This is a genomic window from Pseudomonas sp. C9D1 (assembly GCF_056491235.1).
Map to the genome: position 1 here is coordinate 1585692 of NZ_JBSZIE010000002.1, position 19437 is coordinate 1605128.

At 65.0% G+C, this 19437-nt stretch carries 19 protein-coding genes and 3 tRNA genes; 1 reads left to right on the forward strand and 21 read right to left on the reverse strand.

From position 1 onward, the window contains the following. Positions 1-110: 110 nt before the first annotated feature. From ACXI0U_RS15450 to ACXI0U_RS15480, 7 genes are all read right to left on the reverse strand, one after another. Positions 111-518: a phage tail assembly chaperone gene (locus ACXI0U_RS15450; protein WP_021218485.1), complete on the reverse strand. Its 408-nt coding sequence runs from the start codon at positions 516-518 to the stop codon at positions 111-113. 2 nt (positions 519-520) lie between these two features. After that, positions 521-952, reverse strand: a complete 432-nt coding sequence (locus tag ACXI0U_RS15455) for a phage structural protein (protein ID WP_021218484.1) — start codon at positions 950-952, stop codon at positions 521-523. A 62-nt stretch (positions 953-1014) separates the two neighbouring features. Then, complete coding sequence (locus ACXI0U_RS15460) at positions 1015-2514, reverse strand: DUF3383 domain-containing protein (RefSeq protein WP_431482416.1); 1500 nt, start codon at positions 2512-2514, stop codon at positions 1015-1017. A gap of 1 nt (position 2515) precedes the next feature. Continuing rightward, positions 2516-3049, reverse strand: a complete 534-nt coding sequence (locus tag ACXI0U_RS15465; protein ID WP_316927272.1) for a phage neck terminator protein — start codon at positions 3047-3049, stop codon at positions 2516-2518. A gap of 102 nt (positions 3050-3151) precedes the next feature. After that, a complete protein-coding gene (locus tag ACXI0U_RS15470; protein ID WP_031287380.1) occupies positions 3152-3427 on the reverse strand; it encodes a phage holin family protein in 276 nt (91 codons plus the stop codon). After that, positions 3420-3794: a putative holin gene (locus ACXI0U_RS15475; RefSeq protein ID WP_043242013.1), complete on the reverse strand. Its 375-nt coding sequence runs from the start codon at positions 3792-3794 to the stop codon at positions 3420-3422. The genes ACXI0U_RS15470 and ACXI0U_RS15475 overlap by 8 nt, the downstream gene beginning before the upstream one ends. Before the next feature lie 169 nt (positions 3795-3963). Further along, positions 3964-4494, reverse strand: coding sequence for a hypothetical protein (locus tag ACXI0U_RS15480; protein WP_431482417.1), 531 nt, complete (start codon positions 4492-4494; stop codon positions 3964-3966). A gap of 190 nt (positions 4495-4684) precedes the next feature. On the opposite strand from ACXI0U_RS15480, the gene ACXI0U_RS15485 reads away from it, so the two are divergent. Beyond that, complete coding sequence (locus ACXI0U_RS15485; protein ID WP_043242015.1) at positions 4685-5395, forward strand: XRE family transcriptional regulator; 711 nt, start codon at positions 4685-4687, stop codon at positions 5393-5395. A gap of 133 nt (positions 5396-5528) precedes the next feature. Here ACXI0U_RS15485 and ACXI0U_RS15490 read toward each other — a convergent pair whose 3' ends face one another. From ACXI0U_RS15490 to aruF, 14 genes are all read right to left on the reverse strand, one after another. Further along, positions 5529-6665: an IS481 family transposase gene (locus ACXI0U_RS15490; protein ID WP_431482418.1), complete on the reverse strand. Its 1137-nt coding sequence runs from the start codon at positions 6663-6665 to the stop codon at positions 5529-5531. Positions 6666-6925: 260 nt separating this feature from the next. Then, positions 6926-7002: transfer RNA gene (locus ACXI0U_RS15495), tRNA-Arg, on the reverse strand. 73 nt (positions 7003-7075) lie between these two features. Beyond that, a tRNA-Arg gene (locus tag ACXI0U_RS15500) sits at positions 7076-7152 on the reverse strand. A 107-nt stretch (positions 7153-7259) separates the two neighbouring features. Then, positions 7260-7350, reverse strand: a tRNA-Ser gene (locus ACXI0U_RS15505). 61 nt (positions 7351-7411) lie between these two features. Beyond that, positions 7412-7597: a carbon storage regulator CsrA gene (gene csrA / locus ACXI0U_RS15510; RefSeq protein ID WP_003283978.1), complete on the reverse strand. Its 186-nt coding sequence runs from the start codon at positions 7595-7597 to the stop codon at positions 7412-7414. Between the two features lie 186 nt (positions 7598-7783). After that, positions 7784-9019, reverse strand: a complete 1236-nt coding sequence (locus ACXI0U_RS15515; RefSeq protein ID WP_431482419.1) for an aspartate kinase — start codon at positions 9017-9019, stop codon at positions 7784-7786. A gap of 101 nt (positions 9020-9120) precedes the next feature. Next, positions 9121-11742, reverse strand: a complete 2622-nt coding sequence (alaS, locus tag ACXI0U_RS15520) for an alanine--tRNA ligase (RefSeq protein WP_479550527.1) — start codon at positions 11740-11742, stop codon at positions 9121-9123. A 121-nt stretch (positions 11743-11863) separates the two neighbouring features. Continuing rightward, positions 11864-12868, reverse strand: coding sequence for a low-specificity L-threonine aldolase (gene ltaE / locus ACXI0U_RS15525; protein ID WP_431482421.1), 1005 nt, complete (start codon positions 12866-12868; stop codon positions 11864-11866). 136 nt (positions 12869-13004) lie between these two features. Continuing rightward, positions 13005-14006, reverse strand: coding sequence for a succinylglutamate desuccinylase (astE, locus tag ACXI0U_RS15530; RefSeq protein WP_431482422.1), 1002 nt, complete (start codon positions 14004-14006; stop codon positions 13005-13007). Positions 14007-14016: 10 nt separating this feature from the next. After that, positions 14017-14313: a hypothetical protein gene (locus tag ACXI0U_RS15535; RefSeq protein WP_021218473.1), complete on the reverse strand. Its 297-nt coding sequence runs from the start codon at positions 14311-14313 to the stop codon at positions 14017-14019. Positions 14314-14397: 84 nt separating this feature from the next. After that, complete coding sequence (gene astB, locus ACXI0U_RS15540; protein WP_431482423.1) at positions 14398-15744, reverse strand: N-succinylarginine dihydrolase; 1347 nt, start codon at positions 15742-15744, stop codon at positions 14398-14400. Next, positions 15741-17204 carry a succinylglutamate-semialdehyde dehydrogenase gene (gene astD, locus ACXI0U_RS15545; RefSeq protein ID WP_431482424.1) on the reverse strand — a complete coding sequence of 488 codons (1464 nt, stop codon included), beginning with the start codon at positions 17202-17204 and terminating at the stop codon, positions 15741-15743. Before astD ends, astB begins: the two co-directional genes overlap by 4 nt. After that, positions 17201-18226 (reverse strand): arginine N-succinyltransferase, encoded by a 1026-nt coding sequence (astA, locus tag ACXI0U_RS15550; protein WP_021218470.1) that lies wholly within the window; start codon positions 18224-18226, stop codon positions 17201-17203. The genes astD and astA overlap by 4 nt, the downstream gene beginning before the upstream one ends. Before the next feature lie 77 nt (positions 18227-18303). Continuing rightward, complete coding sequence (aruF, locus tag ACXI0U_RS15555) at positions 18304-19320, reverse strand: arginine/ornithine succinyltransferase subunit alpha (RefSeq protein WP_431482425.1); 1017 nt, start codon at positions 19318-19320, stop codon at positions 18304-18306. Between the last annotated feature and the right edge of the window lie 117 nt (positions 19321-19437).

A 19437-nucleotide genomic window follows, 5' to 3' on the forward strand; every position in this document is an offset into this window, starting at 1 on the left:
CTCCGCTATCGCGTCGTGGAAGTCGCACAGGTCAGCCAGGGTGTAGAGCGCGCGCAGCTCATGCAGGGTGCAGAGCTGGCGCATGACAGGGGTGAAGAGGAACCAGTCGGTTACTCCGCCTTGGCCTGCCCCGGCAGAATCGCCGACAGGGCGGGCATGGCGGCGGCGAAAAAATCACCGAACTGGTATTTCACCCCCTCGATCAGCAACGGCAGCAGGTGGCCGCGATGCTGGTTGAAGTGCGCGTCGGCACGGTCGGCCAGGCGGAAAGCCGCACCGTCCTCCGGCTGCGCATTGACGTGCTGGAGCACCAGCGTCTCGATCTCCGCCACCACCGGATCGCCCAGGTTGGCGAGGATGGCGCCGATGGCCAGGGACTCACTGCCCTCGCCGCGCTCGATCTTTACGCCCTGCAGCAGGCGCGCGGCCTTCTTCAGGGCGTTCCAGGCCGGCATGGCATTGGCCGGGCGCATGACGTAGGAGATGCCATCCAGGTTGATGCGATGTTCGGCGTTCATGTTCAGGCGACCCCTTGTTCCAGGCTGACGTTGGCGCGTTCGAAGACGATGACCCACTGGATGTCGTTGGCTTCGCTGCCACGGGTCACTTCAGGACGCGTGGTGAAGTAGCCCTTGGTGGCGCTGATCAGGTCTTCGTTGAGCAGGTCGCGTACTTCCAGGGTCAGCGGCACGAAGGCCTTGAGGTTGCCGTCCTGCAGGGCGCGCAGGCCATTGAGGTACTTGTTGTCCGCCGAGTGCTGCTTGAGCTTCAGGGTCAGGGTTGCGGAACGGTCGTTGTTGGCGACGAAGACGCCGCTGCCGTTGCTGCCCATCTTCAGGGTGCCGGCGGCATTGTTGAAGGCCAGTTTGAGGGCGTCGGCGCCGCTGGCCCAGTCGCGGATCTCGTAGCCGTTGATCAGGACGGACAGTTGATTCTGGTCATAGATAGCCATGGAAAATCTCCGGAAAAGAAAAGGCCCCATCGAAGGGGCCGAAAAATGGGTTGGCGATGGGATCAGCGATCGAAGTTGACCAGCACGTCTACCGAGTGCACGGCGCCGGCCATCTTCAGGGCCACCTGGATCGGCGGCGCCTTGCGCTGCTCACGGTCGGAGGTGGACAGGTTGTCGACGCTGTCGGCCCAGACGTAGAAGCCTTCGTCGAGGCGCTCGCCGCTGACGAGGTTGCCGAAGGGGTCGCCGTTCCATACGCCGGGGGCGAAGGCGCCGTTGTTCACGCCTTCGCGGCAGACCTTGCGTACCGAGGCGAGCAGACGGGCGACGCCCGCATCGGTCAGCGGCACCTTGCCCGGGGAGCGGTACAGGGTGGCGAAGACTTCCTTCTGCACGGCGTCGACGTACCAGTCGAGGATGTGCACTTCATCGAAGAAGCGACCGCCGATGACGGTGCCTTCGGCGACCATCGCCGACTCGTCGAAGTAGGTGTAGAAGTTCAGGCCCAGCTTGCGGCACTTGTCGGCCTCGGTGAGGGTCAGGTTGTCCGCGCTGATGCCGGGCAGCTGCTTGAACTTCATGGTCAGGGTGGAGTTGTTGGCGGCGAAGTTCACCGACAGCGCACGGGCCAGCCAGCTGTTCACCGCATAGGGGTCGTTCTTGTCGAAGACCGCGACGGTGCGATGGCTCTGGCGATCCACCAGGCGCTTGAAGGGGTTGCTGGCGATGTTCTCCAGGTGGCTCGGGTTCTGGGTGGTGACACCGAACACCTTCTTGTCGGCGGCCAGCACCCAGGCGGAGGCCTGTTCGATCTCGTCGTCGGTCAGGGACGCGGCGACGGTGGCGGCGTACCAGCCGGCGTTGACGTCCAGCAGCGCGGCGAAGGCCTGCGGCAGGGTCTGCGCGGAAAGCACCAGGGCATCGGCACCGGCGACCTTCTGCGCCATGCCGTTCTCCAGGCGCAGCAGGCCACCCAGGTAGGTGCCGGTGGCGCCCAGGTCCTGGGCGAAGCCGATGGCCTTGGCGGCGCCAGCGACATCGGCGTCGAGGATGAAGCGGTTGGCGACGGCGTCATAACGGCAGCTGACGGCCTGGGCGGTCAGCTTGGCGTCGATCAGCGCGGCGATGGCGGCGAAATCGGCGGCGGCGCTGAAGTTCAGGCCGCTCACGTCCTGGCGCACGCCGTCGACGGTGATGGACAGCTGGCCGGCGCTCACTGCCTTCAGTTGCTCCAGGTTGGCCAGCAGCGGGGTGCCGTTGATGGCGGCCTTGACCGCCGGCACGTTGCGGGTCGATTTCAGCCAGCGTGCCACCAGCAGTTGCTTGGGTCGCGGGCTCTGGGCGAAGAAGGCGCTGGCGGCGATGGCGGTCTGCGAGGAGCTGCCGAAGGCGGCCTCGACTTCGCCCTGGCTGGCGCAGCTGATGTACAGGGTCGAAGCGTCGATGAAGACGTTGCCGGCCTCGGGGGTGAACAGGGCCAGTTGGCCGAAGTCGCGGCGCGGGGTGGATACCGGCTGCACGTTGAGTTGTACGTTTACGATCTGCGAAAGCGGAAGGGACATATCAGGTCTCCGATGTATTCACTGTGAGGGTGGCGGTGAGGCCCGTATCGGTGTGGGCGGTCACCACCGAGGAAGCGATGTGTTTCTGTTCCAGGGTCACGCGGTGGTCGTGGCCGAGGACGAGGTCGATGCGTGCCTGTTCGCGGGCTACGCCCGCCTCGACGCTGGACAGGTTTTCGATCGGCGCCGTGCGCAGCAGCGCGACACCGAGGCGCCGCAAGCGGTCCTGGGCGAGGCTGGACTGCAGCACCGAGCGCGCGTCATGGATCAGGTTCAGGGCGCCGGCGCCGTAGCCGACGAGGCCGAAGGTGGTCTCGCAACTGGTGACGACGGTTTCCCGTTCGTTGTTGCCGTTGAATTCGCGGCGGGACTTGCCCTGCTCCGCCGACTGCGTTTCACGCAGGCTGGCGTAGAGCCCGGACGGCGGTGCTGCTGCCTGGTCCGCCGCGATCAACGCGCCGACCGGCAGTTCGAGCAGGCCGCGCAATGCCTCGCGCAGGGCGACGACATCCAGCCGAGTGGCGGTGATGGTCATTGAGTCCTCCTGGTAAATAGGTGCGACCAGGCAAGCGGCGTGCAGGAGTGCGCGCCGCTGCCTTTCGGGTCGCGGTGGATAAGTTGGAAGCGAAGTGGGCGATCAGCCCAGGTGCAGGATCCGCGCGAGATTGCCGCGGGCCCGAAGCACCAGGAACAACAGGATCAGCAGGACGCCGAGCATCCAGGGCGAGAGGTGTTCGCCCTGGTAACGCCCGAGGGCGATGGTCAGTGCCTGGCATCCCGTGCACAGCGCCAGGAGGTAGGCGCAGAGTGAAACGCCGGGGCGGAAGCGTGAGCCACGCCGCCGGTAGATCAGCAGTCGGAAGCAGATCGCTGCGCAAACAACGAGGGTGCCGGTGGCCAATGGGTCATCCATCCTTGCCTCCCGCTCCACGCCGCAGGATCGTCCGCAACCAGGAAGGCAGCTGGCCGCCGCGCATCCATTCCAGCAGGCCGACGCCTGCTGTCACGCAGAGCGTCGCAGCGACGAACGCCACTGCCCCGCTGGTTTGCGAAATACCGCGACTGACCGCCTCGACGGCGGTGTAGTAACCGCCGACCCAGGACACCAACAGGTAGCCCACACGAGTGAGGGCGCCATAGTCACGGGCGAACACCACGAAGAAGATCGCGCCGCCGAAGCCGCCGATCAGTGCATTGCCATCGACACCGGGCACGATCATCGCGACCCCGGCGCCAGCCACTCCGCCTGCCATGGCGACCGCAATGCTGGGCTCGGTCATGGAAGACTCCTTGCAAGAAGGCCCGGCGGATTTCGCCAGGCCCAGAAACGCCAAAGCCCGCAGTGCGCGGGCTTCGGTTGGTTTGATTTCGATCTTGGAGCTATCTTACCTTTATCGTCCCATATCGTCAATATGGGAAAAGCCGTTTTTTAAAAGAAATTTTTCCTTATCAATGTGCAATAACGATCCCCGCGCTGGACATGGGCACTTCGAGGCGCGCCACGGCATCACGCAGCTTGCCCGATACCTTGGTGCGCCAGTCCTGGTCCCAGCGATGCAGGGTGCTTTTGGACAGCCCGGTGAGCCGCTCGACTTCGCGGATGCTGTGCGGCGGGCGACGGAACATGCGCATCAATAGTGCAAGCGCCGCACGCTGCTCGGCCGAGTCGGCCTGCGGGCGCAGCCAGTCACGCAGGGCCGCGATCGCCACCACGAAATCGCGCCCATGCGCGTACTCGGCCTGCACCACCGCCAGCTCCAGCGGGTGATCGGCCAGCAGGCGCTGGGCGAAACGGATGGTCATTACCGACTGCGCCTGCCACTCGTGCGGGCTCAAACCGCTGGGCAGCTTGCTGACGAAGCTGGTGTCGAAACGCTCGCGCAGCACATCGATGGCCATCGCCGTCGACGAACGCGGACCGGCCTTGTGCTCAGCCATCCAGTAAGCAACCGCCAGCGCCTGTTCTGTAGTCTGGAACATGTATTTCCCCTTCCCATGGGCCGACCCCCTGGCCGGCTGAACGATGAAAGCCGCCCCATTTCGCCGCTCCCCAGGTCATCAACGGACCGGGGAAGGCGCCATGGGACGGCAGAATTTCTGGTACGGATTATATAGTAGTGCCTATATTTTTGCACTTGCATTGACATAGGTCCGCCCTTATTCTGCGCCCATGGAACTCAAAGACCGCATCAAGGCCGCGCGCAAGCACGCCAACCTGAGTCAGGTTCAGCTCGCCAGCGCCGCAGGCATGACACAGACCTCTATATCCGACCTGGAACGCGGCAAATCCCGCGCGACCAGCTTCGCCACCCAGATCGCTACCATCTGCGGGGTCAGCCCGCGCTGGCTCGCGGAAGGCCATGGCGAGATGCTGGAGGGCCGCATGAGCCGCCAGCCAGGCAATGCCGACTGGTTCGGTGGCGTGGAGTCCTGGGACGATGAAACGCCGCTGGATGCCGACGAGATCGAGCTGCCCTTCTATAAGGAGGTGGAACTGTCCGGCGGCAAGGGCAGCACGGTGGTACTGCAGACCACCGGACGCAAGCTGCGCTTCGGCAAGTATTCGCTGCGCAAGAAGAACATCGATGCCGCCAGCGCGGCCTGCGTGACGGTGAACGGCAACAGCATGGAGCCGGTGCTGCCCGACGGCAGCACGGTGGGCGTGGACACCAGCGCACGCACCATCAAGGACGGCGACATGTACGCCTTCGACCACGACGGCCAACTACGCGTGAAGCTGCTCTACCGCCTCCCAGGGGGCGGCCTGCGCGTGCGCAGCTTCAACAGCGACGAGCACCCCGACGAGCGCTACGAGCCCGGCGAGGCCGCCGAGCACATCCAGATCATCGGCCGGGTGTTCTGGTACTCCGTCCTGCTCTGAAGCCACCCTTCCAAACGCAAAGCCCGGCCCATTGCCGGGCTTTTTCATTACAGCCCCTACCCTCCACCACCCTGTTTAGCCGGGATACATGGGTAACGCTTGTCGGGGGACATGGGTAACGGGTTGCTGGTCGTTACTTCTTCTCTCTCAGGTCGAACTGGCGGATTGTCTTATGGATGAAAATCACATCGTAGACACCATCCACACCGGTGGGGCGTATTGCGATTCGCTCGCCCAATAACCCACCACCGACGAACCGGCTTTTCCCTTTGAATTGCACCTGTCCGGTTCCCCCTACCTTGAGCACCTTGTCCTCCGGCTCGTACTCGATTTCCGGCAATTGCTCCGTGTACGCCCTTAGGCTTGGCTGATAGCGCGATATCGGTGGTAACTGGCCCAGCGCCTCATGAGGTCGTTGTTGGTTGTACTGATCTCGCCATTGGTCCATCACGCGCTGGCAGTGCTCCATGTCACTGAAGCTGCGATGCAGCAGCTCACGCTTGAGGGTTTGATGGAAACGCTCGAGCTTGCCTTGCGTCTGCGGGTGATAAGGGCGGCTATGACTGACATCGATACCCAGGCGCATCAGCCAGACTTCCAGGGCGGATAGGCCGCCCTCGATGTTTGAGCCCCAGGGCGGGCCGTTGTCGGCCGTTATCCGGCATGGCAGCCCATAGCGACGGAAAACCGCGGCCAGCTTGGGGCGAACCAGTTCCAGGCGCTCCCCTTCACAGCCCTGCAGGCAGAGCGCAAAGCGTGAATGGTCATCGAGCACCGTCAGCGGGTGACAACGTGGCGAGTTACGGTCCGAAAGATGGAAGTTGCCCTTGAAGTCGATCTGCCAGAGCTCGTTGGGTTGCTTGTGCTCGAAGCGTTGGGTGGCCGGTGCCTGGGCGTCTTCGGCGTGATAGCGCACCTGGCAGCCATGGCGCCGAAGAATCGCATCGAGGGTGCTGTGATGAGGGCGATCCATGGCCTTTGGCAACAGATGGAGCAGCTTGCGAGCGCCCCAATAAGGGAATTGGTGATGCAGGCGCACCACCTCTCGCTCCAGCTCGGCGCTGGTGCGTCCAGGACTCGTAAGCGGACGACGGGATTGGTCCTGCAGACCGGAATCACCCAGTTCTTGATATCGCTCCAGCCATTTGTAAGCCGTCTTGGGGCTGATGCCGTAGCGTCGACAGAGCTCCCGGATGTTGCTCTGCGGGTGTTGGGCCAACAATACGAATTCACGTCGTATCGACATGGTGGTGCACTCCTGCCACGGCATCGCTCGAACTCCTCTTCGAAGGATTCCGTAAGCCTAAATGCGTTACCTATGTCTCCCGACACCTGTCACCTATGTCCCCCGGCTGAACACCACCCCACACAGCAACGCGCCACGGAGAACCCTGGAGACAGCGAGAAGGGAAGGCTCGTGGCTTGTGGCTTACCGCTTGTGGCTTGCGGCTTGCGGCGCTTGCCGCTGCCGTATCACTTTTTCAGACACAAAGAAAAAGGGCCTGCATTTCTGCAGGCCCTTCTCTTGTATGGCGCACTCAGGAGGATTCGAACCTCCGACCGCCCGGTTCGTAGCCGGGTACTCTATCCAGCTGAGCTATGAGTGCGTTTCGGTGGTTTTAGACCAGGTCACCACTGGTTGTCCCCAAGATACGCCGACCTCGATCGTCGTATCTGATATGGCGCACTCAGGAGGATTCGAACCTCCGACCGCCCGGTTCGTAGCCGGGTACTCTATCCAGCTGAGCTATGAGTGCGTGTAGGGCGCGCATTATAGAGATCCTTCAATCTTCGTCAACTGCTTTTTCGATATTTTTCAACAACTTATCGAACTAACCGCTGACGTCTCTATAACACTGAATAATGGCGGAGAAGGGGGGATTCGAACCCCCGACACCCTTTTGAGGTGTACTCCCTTAGCAGGGGAGCGCCTTCGGCCACTCGGCCACCTCTCCGCAACACGGGGCGCATGATATCCATGTTTTCCCCGTTTGCAAAGCAAAAAATGCAGAAAAATTAGTGGCTTGGTTCTTGGTCTTTCTCTTTCTGTATGCGTTGGTAAATCTCTTCACGGTGCACGGCAACCTCCTTCGGCGCGTTAACGCCAATGCGCACCTGATTACCTTTCACGCCTAACACGGTGACAGTGACGTCGTCACCCACCATCAGGGTCTCTCCGACCCGGCGAGTCAGAATCAGCATTCCTTTCTCCTCACGGATTTAAGTTCAGGGACAAAACAGTCTGCAAAAAAGAAATGGCATCGCCCCCTCAGGATATCAAGGGGTCTCCACCCAAGTATTGACCAGCACTGGCAAAAGGAAAGTTCCAACAGTACCGGCCAAAAACGACAAAAGGCGCGGGGTTAGCCGCGCCTTTCGCTATAAGCCTCACTCACCCTGTCGGGCGGGGGCGTCCAGCTCGAAAGCGGTGTGAAGGGCGCGCACGGCCAGCTCGAGGTACTTCTCCTCGATGACCACGGACACCTTGATCTCAGACGTGGAGATCATCTGGATGTTGATGCTCTCCTTGGCCAGGGCCTCGAACATACGGCTGGCCACGCCCGCGTGGGAGCGCATGCCGACGCCGACGATGGAGACCTTGGCGATCTTGGTGTCGCCACTGACTTCACGGGCACCGATCTCGCGAGCGGTCTGTTCCAGCACCTGCAGCGCGTTCTGGTAGTCGTTGCGGTGCACGGTGAAGGTGAAGTCGGTGGTGTTATCGTGCGCGACGTTCTGCACGATCATGTCCACTTCGATATTGGCGGCACTGATCGGCCCGAGGATCTTGAAGGCAACGCCGGGGGTATCCGGTACGCCACGGATGGTCAGCTTGGCCTCGTCGCGATTGAAGGCGATGCCGGAGATGATCGGCTGTTCCATGGATTCCTCTTCATCAAGGGTAATGAGGGTGCCCGGACCCTCCTGGAAGCTGTGCAGCACGCGCAGCGGGACGTTGTACTTGCCGGCGAACTCCACCGAGCGGATCTGCAGCACCTTGGAGCCGAGGCTGGCCATTTCCAGCATCTCCTCGAAGGTGATCTTGTCCAGGCGCTGGGCCTGGGGCACCACGCGCGGGTCGGTGGTGTAGACGCCATCTACATCGGTATAGATCTGGCACTCGTCGGCCTTCAGCGCCGCCGCCAGGGCCACGCCGGTGGTGTCGGAGCCGCCACGGCCGAGGGTGGTGATGTTGCCGTGCTCATCCACGCCCTGGAAGCCGGCGACCACGACCACGCGACCCGCCTTGAGGTCGCTGCGGATCTTCTGGTCGTCGATCTGCAGGATGCGCGCCTTGTTGTGGGCGCTGTCGGTGAGGATGCGCACCTGGTTGCCGGTATAGGAAACCGCCGGCACGTCACGCTTGATCAGCGCCATGGACAGCAGGGCGATGGTCACCTGCTCACCGGTGGAGACCATCACGTCCAGCTCGCGCGGCACCGGCTTATCGCTGATCTGCTTGGCCAGGTCGATGAGACGGTTGGTTTCGCCGCTCATGGCGGAAACCACCACCACGATGTCGTCGCCGCCTTCGCGGAATTTCTTGACCTTCTCGGCCACCTGCTCGATGCGCTCGACGGTGCCGACCGAGGTCCCCCCAAACTTCTGTACGATCAAAGCCATTTCAAAAGCCGCCTAATCCCGTGAAGGGCGCCCATTAAACAATCAACGCAGAACACTGCCAAGGCCCGCCGGGCGTGGGGCGGGCCGTTGGCGGCGGGGTCTTACAGACCCTGCTCGACGAACGGTACGGCCAGGGCCAGAGCCTGCTCCAGGGCCGCGGCATCGGTGCCACCGCCACGGGCCATGTCAGGACGTCCACCACCCTTGCCGCCGACCGCAGCCGCGGCCTGCTTCATCAGATCGCCGGCTTTGAGTTGGCCGGTCAGGTCCTGGGTGACGCCGGCGACCAGTGTCACCTTGCCCTCCAGCGCGCCGCCGAGCAGGATCACTGCGCGGCCGAGCTTGTTCTTCAGTTGGTCGACCAGCGCCAGCAGCGCATCGCCGTCCAGGTCCAGGCGCGCGGCCAGGACCTTCACACCCTTGACGTCCACGGCCGAGGCCGCGAGGTCGTTGCCGGCGGCGCTGGCCGCCTTGGCCTTGAGCTGCTCCAGCTCCTTCTCCAGCTGGCGGTTGCGTTCCACCAGGGCGGAGAGCTTGTCCAGCAGGTTGTCACGGCTGCCCTTGACCAGGCCGGCCGCTTCCTTGAGCTGTTCTTCCGCGCCGTTCAGGTAGGCCAGCGCCGCTGCGCCGGTCACCGCCTCGATACGACGTACGCCAGCGGCCACGCCGCCTTCGCTGGTGATCTTGAACAGGCCGATGTCGCCGGTGCGGGACACGTGGGTACCGCCGCACAGCTCGACGGAAAAGCCGTCGCCCATGCTCAGCACGCGCACCTGGTCACCGTACTTCTCGCCGAACAGCGCCATGGCGCCCTTGGCCTTGGCGGACTCGATATCGGTTTCCTCGGTATCGACCGCGCTGTTCTTGCGGATCTCGGCGTTGACGATGTCTTCCAGCGCCTTCAGCTGCTCGGGCTTGATCGCCTCGAAGTGGCTGAAGTCGAAGCGCAGGCGCTGGCTGTCCACCAGGGAGCCCTTCTGTTGTACGTGCTCGCCCAGGACCTGGCGCAGCGCAGCGTGCAGCAGGTGGGTGGCCGAATGGTTGAGCGCGGTGGCCTGGCGCACTTCGCCTTCCACTTCCGCCTTGACCGAAGCACCGGCGCTCAGGCTGCCCTTGGCGACCACGCCGTGGTGCAGGAAGGCACCACCGGCCTTGGTGGTGTCGCGCACGTCGAAGCGCACACCGGCGCCTTCGAGGTAGCCGCAGTCACCGATCTGGCCGCCGGATTCGGCGTAGAACGGGGTCTGGTCGAGGACGACGACACCCTCCTCGCCTTCCTGCAGGCTGTCGACCGCCTGGCCGTCCTTGAACAGCGCGACGATCTGGCCGGCGCCGGAGTATCCCTGGTAGCCGAGGAAGCGGGTATCACCATCAACCTTGACCAGGCTGTTGTAGTCCATGCCGAAGGCACTGGAAGCACGGGCGCGCTGGCGCTGGGCTTCCATTTCACGCTCGAAGCCTTCCTCGTCGATGGTTAGCTCGCGCTCGCGGGCGATGTCGGCGGTGAGGTCCGCAGGGAAGCCGTAGGTGTCGTACAGCTTGAACACCACGTCGCCCGGGATGACGCTGCCGGAGAGGCCGGCCAGGTCCTGCTCGAGGATCTTCAGGCCGTTCTCCAGGGTCTTGGCGAACTGCTCTTCCTCGGTCTTCAGTACGCGCTCGATGTGTTCCTGCTGCTGCTTGAGCTCGGGGAAGGCTTCGCCCATCTCGCCAACCAGCGCGGCGACGATCTGGTGGAGGAAGCTGCCCTTGGCACCCAGCTTGTTGCCGTGACGGCAGGCGCGGCGAATGATGCGGCGCAACACGTAGCCACGGCCTTCGTTGGACGGCAGCACGCCGTCGGCGATCAGGAAGGAGCAGGAGCGGATGTGGTCGGCGACCACCTTCAGCGAGGCCTGGCCTTCGTTGGCGCAGCCGATGGCCTTGGCAGCGGCGTTCAGCAGGCTCTGGAACAGGTCGATCTCGTAGTTCGAGTTGACGTGCTGCAGCACGGCGCTGACGCGCTCCAGGCCCATGCCGGTGTCCACGCTCGGTGCCGGCAGCGGGTGCATCACGCCGTCCGCCGTGCGGTTGAACTGCATGAAGACGTTGTTCCAGATCTCGATGTAGCGGTCGCCGTCCTCTTCCGGGGAGCCGGGCGGGCCGCCCCAGATGTCCGGGCCGTGGTCGTAGAAGATCTCGGTGCAAGGGCCGCACGGGCCGGTGTCGCCCATCGCCCAGAAGTTGTCGGAGGCATACGGCGCGCCCTTGTTGTCGCCGATGCGGACCATGCGCTCGGCGGGGATGCCGACTTCCTTGGTCCAGATGTCGTAGGCCTCGTCATCGCTGGCGTAGACGGTGACCCAGAGCTTGTCCTTGGGCAGATTCAGCCATTTGTCCGAGGTGAGGAATTCCCAGGCATAGGTAATGGCATCGCGCTTGAAATAGTCGCCGAAGCTGAAGTTGCCCAGCATCTCGAAGAAGGTGTGGTGGCGCGCGGTGTAGCCGACGTTGTCCAGGTCGTTGTGCTTGCCACCGGCACGCACGCACTTCTGGCTGGTGGTGGCGCGGGTGTAGGCGCGCTTTTCCAGGCCCAGGAAGCAGTCCTTGAACTGGTTCATGCCGGCGTTGGTGAACAGCAGGGTCGGGTCGTTGCCCGGGATCAGGGAGCTGGAGGCGACGCGAGTGTGCCCCTTCTCTTCGAAGAAGCTCAGGAAGGCTTCACGGATTTGAGCGCTTTTCATAGGTTCTTCCACGGAAACTGCGGCCACGAATCGCCGGCAAAGGGCCGCATTATATAGGCCCTGTGCCTGCGGGATAGTGCCTTTATGCGATAGAAAACGGCTATCGGAGGCTATCAGGTGATCAACGGCGGCGGAACTCGGCGAACGCCTCGATCACCCGCTCGATGCCGGCGGCATCGACGTCCAAGTGGGTCACCATGCGCAAGCGCGGCGCAGCACTCAGGACGATTCCCCGCTCGGCCATGAAGGCCTTGACGGCCGGCGCCTGCGAACCCAGGTCAACATAGACCATGTTGCTCTGCACCGGCTCAACGCTGTAGCCCAGTTCGGCCAGCCCGGCGCCAAGGCGCGTGGCGTTGGCGTGGTCGTCCGCCAGGCGCTGCACCTGGTGATCCAGGGCGTAGAGGCCCGCAGCGGCCAGCAGGCCGGCCTGGCGCATGCCGCCGCCGACCATCTTGCGCAGGCGTCGGGCCTTGGCGATCAGTGCCGTGCTGCCGCACAGCACCGAACCCACCGGGGCGCCCAGGCCCTTGGACAGGCACACGGAAACCGAATCGAAATGCTGGGTGATCTCGCGGGCGTCCACGCCCAGCTTCACCGCCGCGTTGTACAGGCGCGCGCCGTCCAGGTGCAGCGCCAGGCCACGGCGCCGGGTCAGCTCCCGCGCCGCCGCCAGGTACGCCAGGGGCAGCACCTTGCCCTGCATGGTGTTTTCCAGCGCCAGCAGGCGGGTGCGGGCGAAGTGGAAATCGTCCTGCTTGATCGCCGCCTCGACCTTGGCCAGGTCCAGCGAGCCATCGGCCTCGCCATCGATGGGCTGCGGCTGGATCGAGCCGAGCACCGCCGCGCCGCCGGCTTCGTATTTATAGGTGTGGGCCTGCTGGCCGACGATGTACTCGTCGCCGCGTTCGCAATGGGCCATCAGCCCCAGCAGGTTGCTCATGGTGCCGGTGGGCACGAAGAGCGCCGCCTCGAAGCCCAGGCGCTCCGCGAGCGTGGCTTCCAGGCGGTTGACGGTGGGGTCTTCGCCATAGACGTCATCACCCAGCGGCGCCGCCTGCATGGCGTCGCGCATGCCGGGCGTGGGTTGGGTGACGGTATCGCTGCGCAGGTCTATGACGGCCATCTCGGGCTCCTTGGCTGGGTGAGGGAACGACCCTAAAGGAGCACGGCGAGGCGAGCAAGTAGGCAAATGTCGAAGCCCGGGAAGAGCCGGCGAAGAGGTAGCCCGGGCATCAGCCCGGGAAGGAGGCAGGCGCCCGTCAGTCGACTTCGGCGGGGACGATGAGGATGCCGGCGCGCAGGCCGTTCTTCACCTTCGGGTTGGGGAAGATGATGCGTGCGCCCTCCTCCTCGATCACCCAGCGGGTGCCGGCGATGTCGTCGGCCAGCAGGTAGCCGACCGGCAGCTCGCTGAAGTTCTCGATGTCCGCCGGCAGGTGCAGCTGGAAGGCATCGCTGTGCTTGATCACCTCGCGGGACACGGCGAACAGCTGCAGCGCGCCGAGGTCCTCGCCCTCGCCTTCCGGCTCGGCGCCTTCCACCAACAGGCGCAAGCGTGCTTCCAGCAGGTCGAGGTTGACCTGGCCGTTCTCGCCGAACGGGCGCGCCTTGCCCAGCTCCAGGGTGAAGGCTTCGGCCTCCAGGCTGGCGTAGGTGTAGGAGCTGAAGGTGATGCCGGTCTTGTTCTGCAGCAGCACCGCCTCGATGCCGGCAGCGCCCAGGCGCGCCAGTTCGCGGCGGGAATGTTCGCGCCCCTCCTTGTAGGGGTAGAGGGCGAACTGCTCGATCTTCGAGCCACGGATGGCGGTATGCAGGTCGTAGTGCAGGCGGGTACGGCCCGGCTTGATGAAGAAGGCCGCTGCCAGGCGCTCCAGCTCGTTGGCGCGCATCGCCTCGAAGCCGCTGGTCTGCTCGTGGCGGCCGTTGAACAGGCGGTTGATGTCCTGCTCCAGGTAGCGCTCGCCGCGGCGCATGGCCTCGGGGTTGCCGAGCAGGAAGAGAATCCGCGAGCGGGGCTTCAGCTCGCCGCGGGCCACGCCTTGCAGCAGGCGGTCCAGCAGCTCGATCGGTGCCGTCTCGTTGCCATGGATGCCGGCGGAGAGCAGCAGGTCCATGCCGTTGTCGGCGTTGACGGGCGGGGTGACCTCAAGCGCCCCCTCGCCCAGCCAGTGCAGGCGGGTGCCCTCGGCGGTCAGTTGAATCTTCTCGGTCGGCTCGCGGCCGGCCAGGGTCAGTTCAAGCAGTTTGCCAAGGGCCAACATCCGCTATTCCTCAATGATCGTGGTTGCAGTCCGGGCCATGCACGTGGCCGTCCTCGTCGTCATCACCGGCGTCGGCCGGCTCCATCTCCAGCTGCAGGCTGACCAGGTTGGTGGCCAGCGGACGCAGCAGCAGGTTGGCGTACTCGGTATCGCCTTCCTCGACATCGACGCCGATCAGCAACTGGCCATTGCCAGCGGTCTGGATCCAGACCTCCTTGCCCTGCCACATCACCGCGAAGCGGGTGCAGGAGGTTTCGAGCTGGGTGCCATCGGTATCTTCGAGGATGAGTTGCAGGGCGTCGGACATTTACTAGAGCTCCAAGTCGTAAGCGACAAGCGGCAAGTGTAGGCGGCGGCTTCTACTTGAAGCGTGTCGCTTGGCGCTTGCCGCTCAATTCAGTTGAAACGGATAAACGGCGCCCAGTTTAAGGATCTGCGTCAGCTCATCCAATGCCGTGCGGCATTCAGTGAGCAATTGTGGATCAGCCAGGTCGGTTTCGCTCAGGCGATCGCGGTAGTGCTTCTCCACCCAGCCGGTCAGGCTGTCGTAGAGCGAGGGGGTGAGGATCACGCCCTGGTTCACCGCCGCCAGTTCGTCGTCCTTCAGCGCCACGCGCAGGCGCAGGCAGGCGGGGCCGCCGCCGTTTTGCATGCTCTGCTTGAGGTCGAAGACCTTCACCTCGCGGATCGGGCCGTCCTCGGCGGTCAGGGTCTGCAGGTAGTTCCACACCCGCGCGTTGTTGCGGCATTCCTCCGGCACGATCAGCAGCATGCTGCCGTCGGCGCGGCTGAGCAGCTGGCTGTTGAACAGGTAGGAACGCACCGCGTCCTCCACCGTCACCGCATCACGCGGCACGCACACGGCCTGGAAGCGGCCACCGACGCGGCCCAGCTTGTCGTGCAGTTCGGCCAGCACCTTGTCGGTGTCGAGGAAGGCGTCTTCGTGGTGGAACAGCACTTCGCCGTTACCCACTGCGATCACGTCGTTGTGGAAAACGCCCTGGTCGATCACCGCCGGGTTCTGCTGGGCATAGACCACGCCGGCCTCGCTCAGCCCGTGCAGGCGTGCGACGGCCTGGCTGGCCTCCAGGGTCTGCCGCGCCGGATAGCGCGCCGGTGCCGGGAAGCGGCTGTCGAAGGCGCTGCGGCCGAACACGAAGAACTCCACGCCCGCCTCGCCATAGCCCTTGCAGAAACGGGTGTGGTTGGCCGCACCTTCGTCACCGAACTGCGCCACTGCCGGCAGCGCGGCGTGGTGGGCGAAGTGGCGCTCGTTGGCGAACATCGCACCCAGCACGCGGCTGGTGGTGGGGTGCTCGATGCTGCGGTGGAACTTGCAATTGAGGTTGGCGGCGGTGAAGTGCACGCGGCCATCGGCGGTGTCGGCGCTGGGGCTGACGGTGCAGGCGTTGGCGGTCCACATGCTCGAGGCCGAGCTGCAGGCGGCCAGCAGCGGCATGGCCTCCTTGGCGGCCTTCTCGATCACCTGGGCGTCGGTGCCGGCGAAGCCGAGGCTGCGCAGCGCAGCGACGTTGGGGCGCTCCTGCGGGGCCAGTACGCCCTGCTTGAAGCCCATGTCCATCAGCGCCCTCATCTTCGCCAGGCCCTGCAGGGCGGCTTCCTTGGGGCTGGAAGCGGCCTGGCTGTTGCTCTGCGACGCCACGTTGCCGTACGACAGACCGCCGTAGTTGTGGGTCGGGCCGACCAGACCGTCGAAGTTCACTTCATGGGCGCTCATAGGCTGACTCCAGGCGTCAGGGTTGCAGGCAGGGCAAGGGTTTCACTTTCCAGCGAAGCGACCGGGTAAGCGCAATAGTCAGCGGCGTAGTAGGCGCTGGCGCGGTGGTTGCCCGATGCGCCGATGCCCCCGAAGGGCGCGCTGCTCGCGGCCCCGGTCAGTTGTTTGTTCCAGTTGACGATGCCGGCGCGGCTCTCGATGAAGAAGCGCTGGTACAGCTCGCGGGAATCCGACAGCAGCCCGGCAGCCAGGCCGTATTGGGTGGCGTTGGCTTCGGCGATGGCGGCATCGAAATCGGCGTAGCGGATCACCTGCAGCAGCGGGCCGAAGAACTCCTCGTCCGGGCGCTCGGCCACGGCGGTGACGTCGATGATGCCGGGGGTCAGCAGCGCGGCGGTTTCCAGCGGCTGGGACATGGCCAGCAGCACATTGGCGCCCTTGGCGATCAGTTGTTCCTGGGCCTTGAGCAGGTGGCGCGCGGCGTCCAGGGAAATCACCGAGCCCATGAAGGGCGCCGGCTGGGCGTCGAAGGCGCCGACCTGGATGCTCGCCGCCACCGCCACCAGGCGTGCCAGCAGCGCGTCGCCCCAGGCGCCTTGCGGCACCAGCAGGCGGCGGGCGCAGGTGCAGCGCTGGCCAGCGGAGATGAAGGCGGACTGGATGATGGTGTACACGGCGGCGTCGACATCGGCGAGCTCGTCCACCACCAGCGGGTTGTTGCCGCCCATCTCCAGCGCCAGGATCTTGTTCGGGCGGCCGGCGAATTGCTGGTGCAGCAGGTTGCCGGTGCGGCTGGAGCCGGTGAAGAACAGGCCATCGATGCCGGCGCTCGCGGCCAGGGCGATGCCGGTCTCGCGGGCGCCCTGCACCAGGTTCAGCACGCCGGCGGGCAGGCCCGCTTCGATCCAGCACTTGACCGTCAGCTCGGCGACCTTGGGGGTCAGCTCGCTGGGCTTGAAGATCACCGCGTTACCGGCCAGCAGCGCCGGCACGATGTGGCCGTTGGGCAGGTGGCCGGGGAAGTTGTAGGGGCCGAACACCGCCACCACGCCATGGGGCTTGTGGCGCAGCACGGCGGTGGCGTCGGCCAGGGGGCCGCTCTTCTCGCCGGTGCGTTCGCGGTAGCTCTGGATGGAGATGGCGACCTTGTTGACCATGGTGGTCACTTCGGTGGCCGACTCCCACAGCGGCTTGCCGGTCTCCTCGCCGATGCAGCGGGCGAGTTCGTCGGCGTGGGCCTTGAGGGTGAGGGCGAAGCGCTCCAGAACACCGATGCGCTCCTCCAGGCTCAGCCGGGCCCAGGCCGGGAAGGCGACACGGGCGGCGGCCACGGCGGCCTCGACCTGTTCGGCGCTGGCGCCCTGGCCGTTCCAGACGGATTCCTGGGTCACCGGGTTCAGCGAGTCGAAGGCCTCGCCCTGCCCCGCCTGCCAGGCGCCTGCGATGTAATGGGTGCTCATTTGACGGACTCCTTGGCCGACAGCGGCACGGCGCGGACCGAGGCGCCAGCCGAGAGTTTCAGACGCTTGGCGGTATCCGCATCGACCACCAGCGTGCCGGCAGCCAGACGGGCCGGGGCGGCGGTGACGCGGCACTCCTCGCGCTTGCGGTTGTGGATCAGGTACGGCGTGGCATCGTCGCCCGGCGTACCCACGGCCAGCACCAGCGTCTGGCTGTCCTGCACGGCGCGGATCTTCGCGGTCTGGCACTCGATGGCGGGGCCGGCGTCGAAGATGTCGACGTAGCCCTGGAAGCTGAAGCCTTCACCCTTGAGCATGGCCAGCGCCGGCTCGGTGTCGGCGTGCACGCGGCCGATCACGTCACGGGCCGCCTCGGAGAGGAAGCAGGTGTAGAGCGGGAACTTGGGCATCAGCTCGGCGATGAAGGCCTTGTTGCCGACGCCGGTGAGGTAGTCCGCGCGGGAGAATTCCATCTTGAAGAAGTGCCGGCCGAGGCTGTCCCAGAAGGGCGAGACGCCGTTCTCGTCGGACATGCCGCGCATCTCGGCGATCACCTTGTCACCGAACAGCTCGGGGAACTCGGCGATGAACAGGAAGCGCGCCTTGGACAGCAGCCGGCCGTTGAGGCCGCTGCGGTAACCGGCGTGCAGGAACAGCGAGCACAGCTCGGAGTTGCCAGTCAGGTCATTGGCCAGGAACAGCGTGGGGATCTGCCGGTGGATGTTCAGCTCCTGGGAGGCGCTGACGGTGAGCCCGACCCGGTAGTTGTACCAGGGCTCGCGCAGGCCCACGGCGCCGGCCACGGCGGAGATGCCGACCACCTTGCCGTCGTCGTCCTCGAGCACGAACAGGTAGTCCGCGTCGCCCCGTTCGGCTTCGCCGTGGAAGGCCTTCTCCGCCCAGCCGACTCGGTGCGACAGGCGCTCCTCGTTGGCCGGGAGGGTGGTGAGGCCGGCACCGGTGCTGCGCGCCAGGTCGATCAGGGCAGGCAGGTCGGCGCTGCGTACGGGACGAACGATCATAGTGACTCCGTTAGAGCTGCATGCTTCAAGCGGCACGCTGCAAGCCGGCGGCAACGGCCGCCGCTTGGCGTTTCGGTTTAAATCGCTACCAGGCGCACGCTGGCGCCTTCACCCACGCCGAGGGCTTCGGCGATCTCCAGGCTGAGTTCCACCGGCTTGCCGGGCACCCAGTCGAGGTCCGCCACCACGGCGCGGAAGTCCTGCAGCAGGCCGTTGCTCACCAGGTACTGGCGGCCACCCTTCTGCTGCTCGCCGATGCGCACGGGCACGACGCGGCTCTGGGCGATGGAACGGATGCCGGAGGTGCGGGCGTGCAGGGTCGGGCCGCCATCGAAGATGTCGATGTAGTTGTCGGTCTCGAAGCCTTCACGCATCAGGATGTCGAAGGTGATCTGCGCGCGCGGGTGCACCTGGCCCATGGATTCCTGGGCCTCGTCCGGCAGCAGCGGCACGTAGATGGGGTAGTTGGGCATCAGCTCGGCGAGGAAGGTGCGGCTCTTCAGGCCCGAAAGGCGCTCGGCCTCGATGTAGTTCAGGTCGAAGAAGTTGCGCCCCACGGCGTTCCAGAACGGCGACTCGCCCTCGTCGTCGCTGTAGCCGACGATCTCCACCACCACCGCATCGGCGAAGCGCTCCGGGTGGCTGGCCATGAACATCAGGCGCGCCCGGGAGTTGAGCTCGGCGCTGGAGGTGCCCACCAGCTCGCGCTGCACGTAGAAGCTGGTCAGCAGGCTGTTGCCGGTGAGGTCGTGGCACAGCGAGAGGACGTGGATCTTGTTGTGGATCTTCAGCTCGCGCGAGGCGTGCACGAAGGTCTCGTTGCGGAAGCTGTAGAAGGGTTCGGAGAAGCCGGCCGAGGCGACGATGGCCGAGCAGCCGACCAGGCGGCCGGTCGCGGTGTCTTCCAGGACGAAGAAATAGCTTTCCTCACCGTTGAAGCTGACTTCCGCCGCGAACGAAGCTTCCGAGGCGGCGATCTTCTCGCCAAGGCGCTCGGCGTCGTCCGGCAGCGAAGTGACACCAACGGGGCTGTCCGCAGCCAGGCGCTGAACATCGGCAAGGTCGGCCATTTGCGCGGGGCGCATCACCAGCATGGTGTCACTCCTTCAATAAAGGCTCCGGGCAACCCATGCGAGGTCGGCCGGAGAAAACGGCGGCCAAAAGGCCGCCGATCACGCATGAAAACGTTCATCCCTGGAATCGGAACCGCG

Bases quoted from the DNA above. Each gene is read 5' to 3' on its own strand.
- ACXI0U_RS15450 (WP_021218485.1), bottom strand. From the start codon at position 518: ATGAACGCCGAACATCGCATCAACCTGGATGGCATCTCCTACGTCATG.
- ACXI0U_RS15455 (WP_021218484.1), bottom strand. From the start codon at position 952: ATGGCTATCTATGACCAGAATCAACTGTCCGTCCTGATCAACGGCTAC.
- ACXI0U_RS15460 (WP_431482416.1), bottom strand. From the start codon at position 2,514: ATGTCCCTTCCGCTTTCGCAGATCGTAAACGTACAACTCAACGTGCAG.
- ACXI0U_RS15465 (WP_316927272.1), bottom strand. From the start codon at position 3,049: ATGACCATCACCGCCACTCGGCTGGATGTCGTCGCCCTGCGCGAGGCA.
- ACXI0U_RS15470 (WP_031287380.1), bottom strand. From the start codon at position 3,427: ATGGATGACCCATTGGCCACCGGCACCCTCGTTGTTTGCGCAGCGATC.
- ACXI0U_RS15475 (WP_043242013.1), bottom strand. From the start codon at position 3,794: ATGACCGAGCCCAGCATTGCGGTCGCCATGGCAGGCGGAGTGGCTGGC.
- ACXI0U_RS15480 (WP_431482417.1), bottom strand. From the start codon at position 4,494: ATGTTCCAGACTACAGAACAGGCGCTGGCGGTTGCTTACTGGATGGCT.
- ACXI0U_RS15485 (WP_043242015.1), top strand. From the start codon at position 4,685: ATGGAACTCAAAGACCGCATCAAGGCCGCGCGCAAGCACGCCAACCTG.
- ACXI0U_RS15490 (WP_431482418.1), bottom strand. From the start codon at position 6,665: ATGCCGTGGCAGGAGTGCACCACCATGTCGATACGACGTGAATTCGTA.
- csrA (WP_003283978.1), bottom strand. From the start codon at position 7,597: ATGCTGATTCTGACTCGCCGGGTCGGAGAGACCCTGATGGTGGGTGAC.
- ACXI0U_RS15515 (WP_431482419.1), bottom strand. From the start codon at position 9,019: ATGGCTTTGATCGTACAGAAGTTTGGGGGGACCTCGGTCGGCACCGTC.
- alaS (WP_479550527.1), bottom strand. From the start codon at position 11,742: ATGAAAAGCGCTCAAATCCGTGAAGCCTTCCTGAGCTTCTTCGAAGAG.
- ltaE (WP_431482421.1), bottom strand. From the start codon at position 12,868: ATGGCCGTCATAGACCTGCGCAGCGATACCGTCACCCAACCCACGCCC.
- astE (WP_431482422.1), bottom strand. From the start codon at position 14,006: ATGTTGGCCCTTGGCAAACTGCTTGAACTGACCCTGGCCGGCCGCGAG.
- ACXI0U_RS15535 (WP_021218473.1), bottom strand. From the start codon at position 14,313: ATGTCCGACGCCCTGCAACTCATCCTCGAAGATACCGATGGCACCCAG.
- astB (WP_431482423.1), bottom strand. From the start codon at position 15,744: ATGAGCGCCCATGAAGTGAACTTCGACGGTCTGGTCGGCCCGACCCAC.
- astD (WP_431482424.1), bottom strand. From the start codon at position 17,204: ATGAGCACCCATTACATCGCAGGCGCCTGGCAGGCGGGGCAGGGCGAG.
- astA (WP_021218470.1), bottom strand. From the start codon at position 18,226: ATGATCGTTCGTCCCGTACGCAGCGCCGACCTGCCTGCCCTGATCGAC.
- aruF (WP_431482425.1), bottom strand. From the start codon at position 19,320: ATGCTGGTGATGCGCCCCGCGCAAATGGCCGACCTTGCCGATGTTCAG.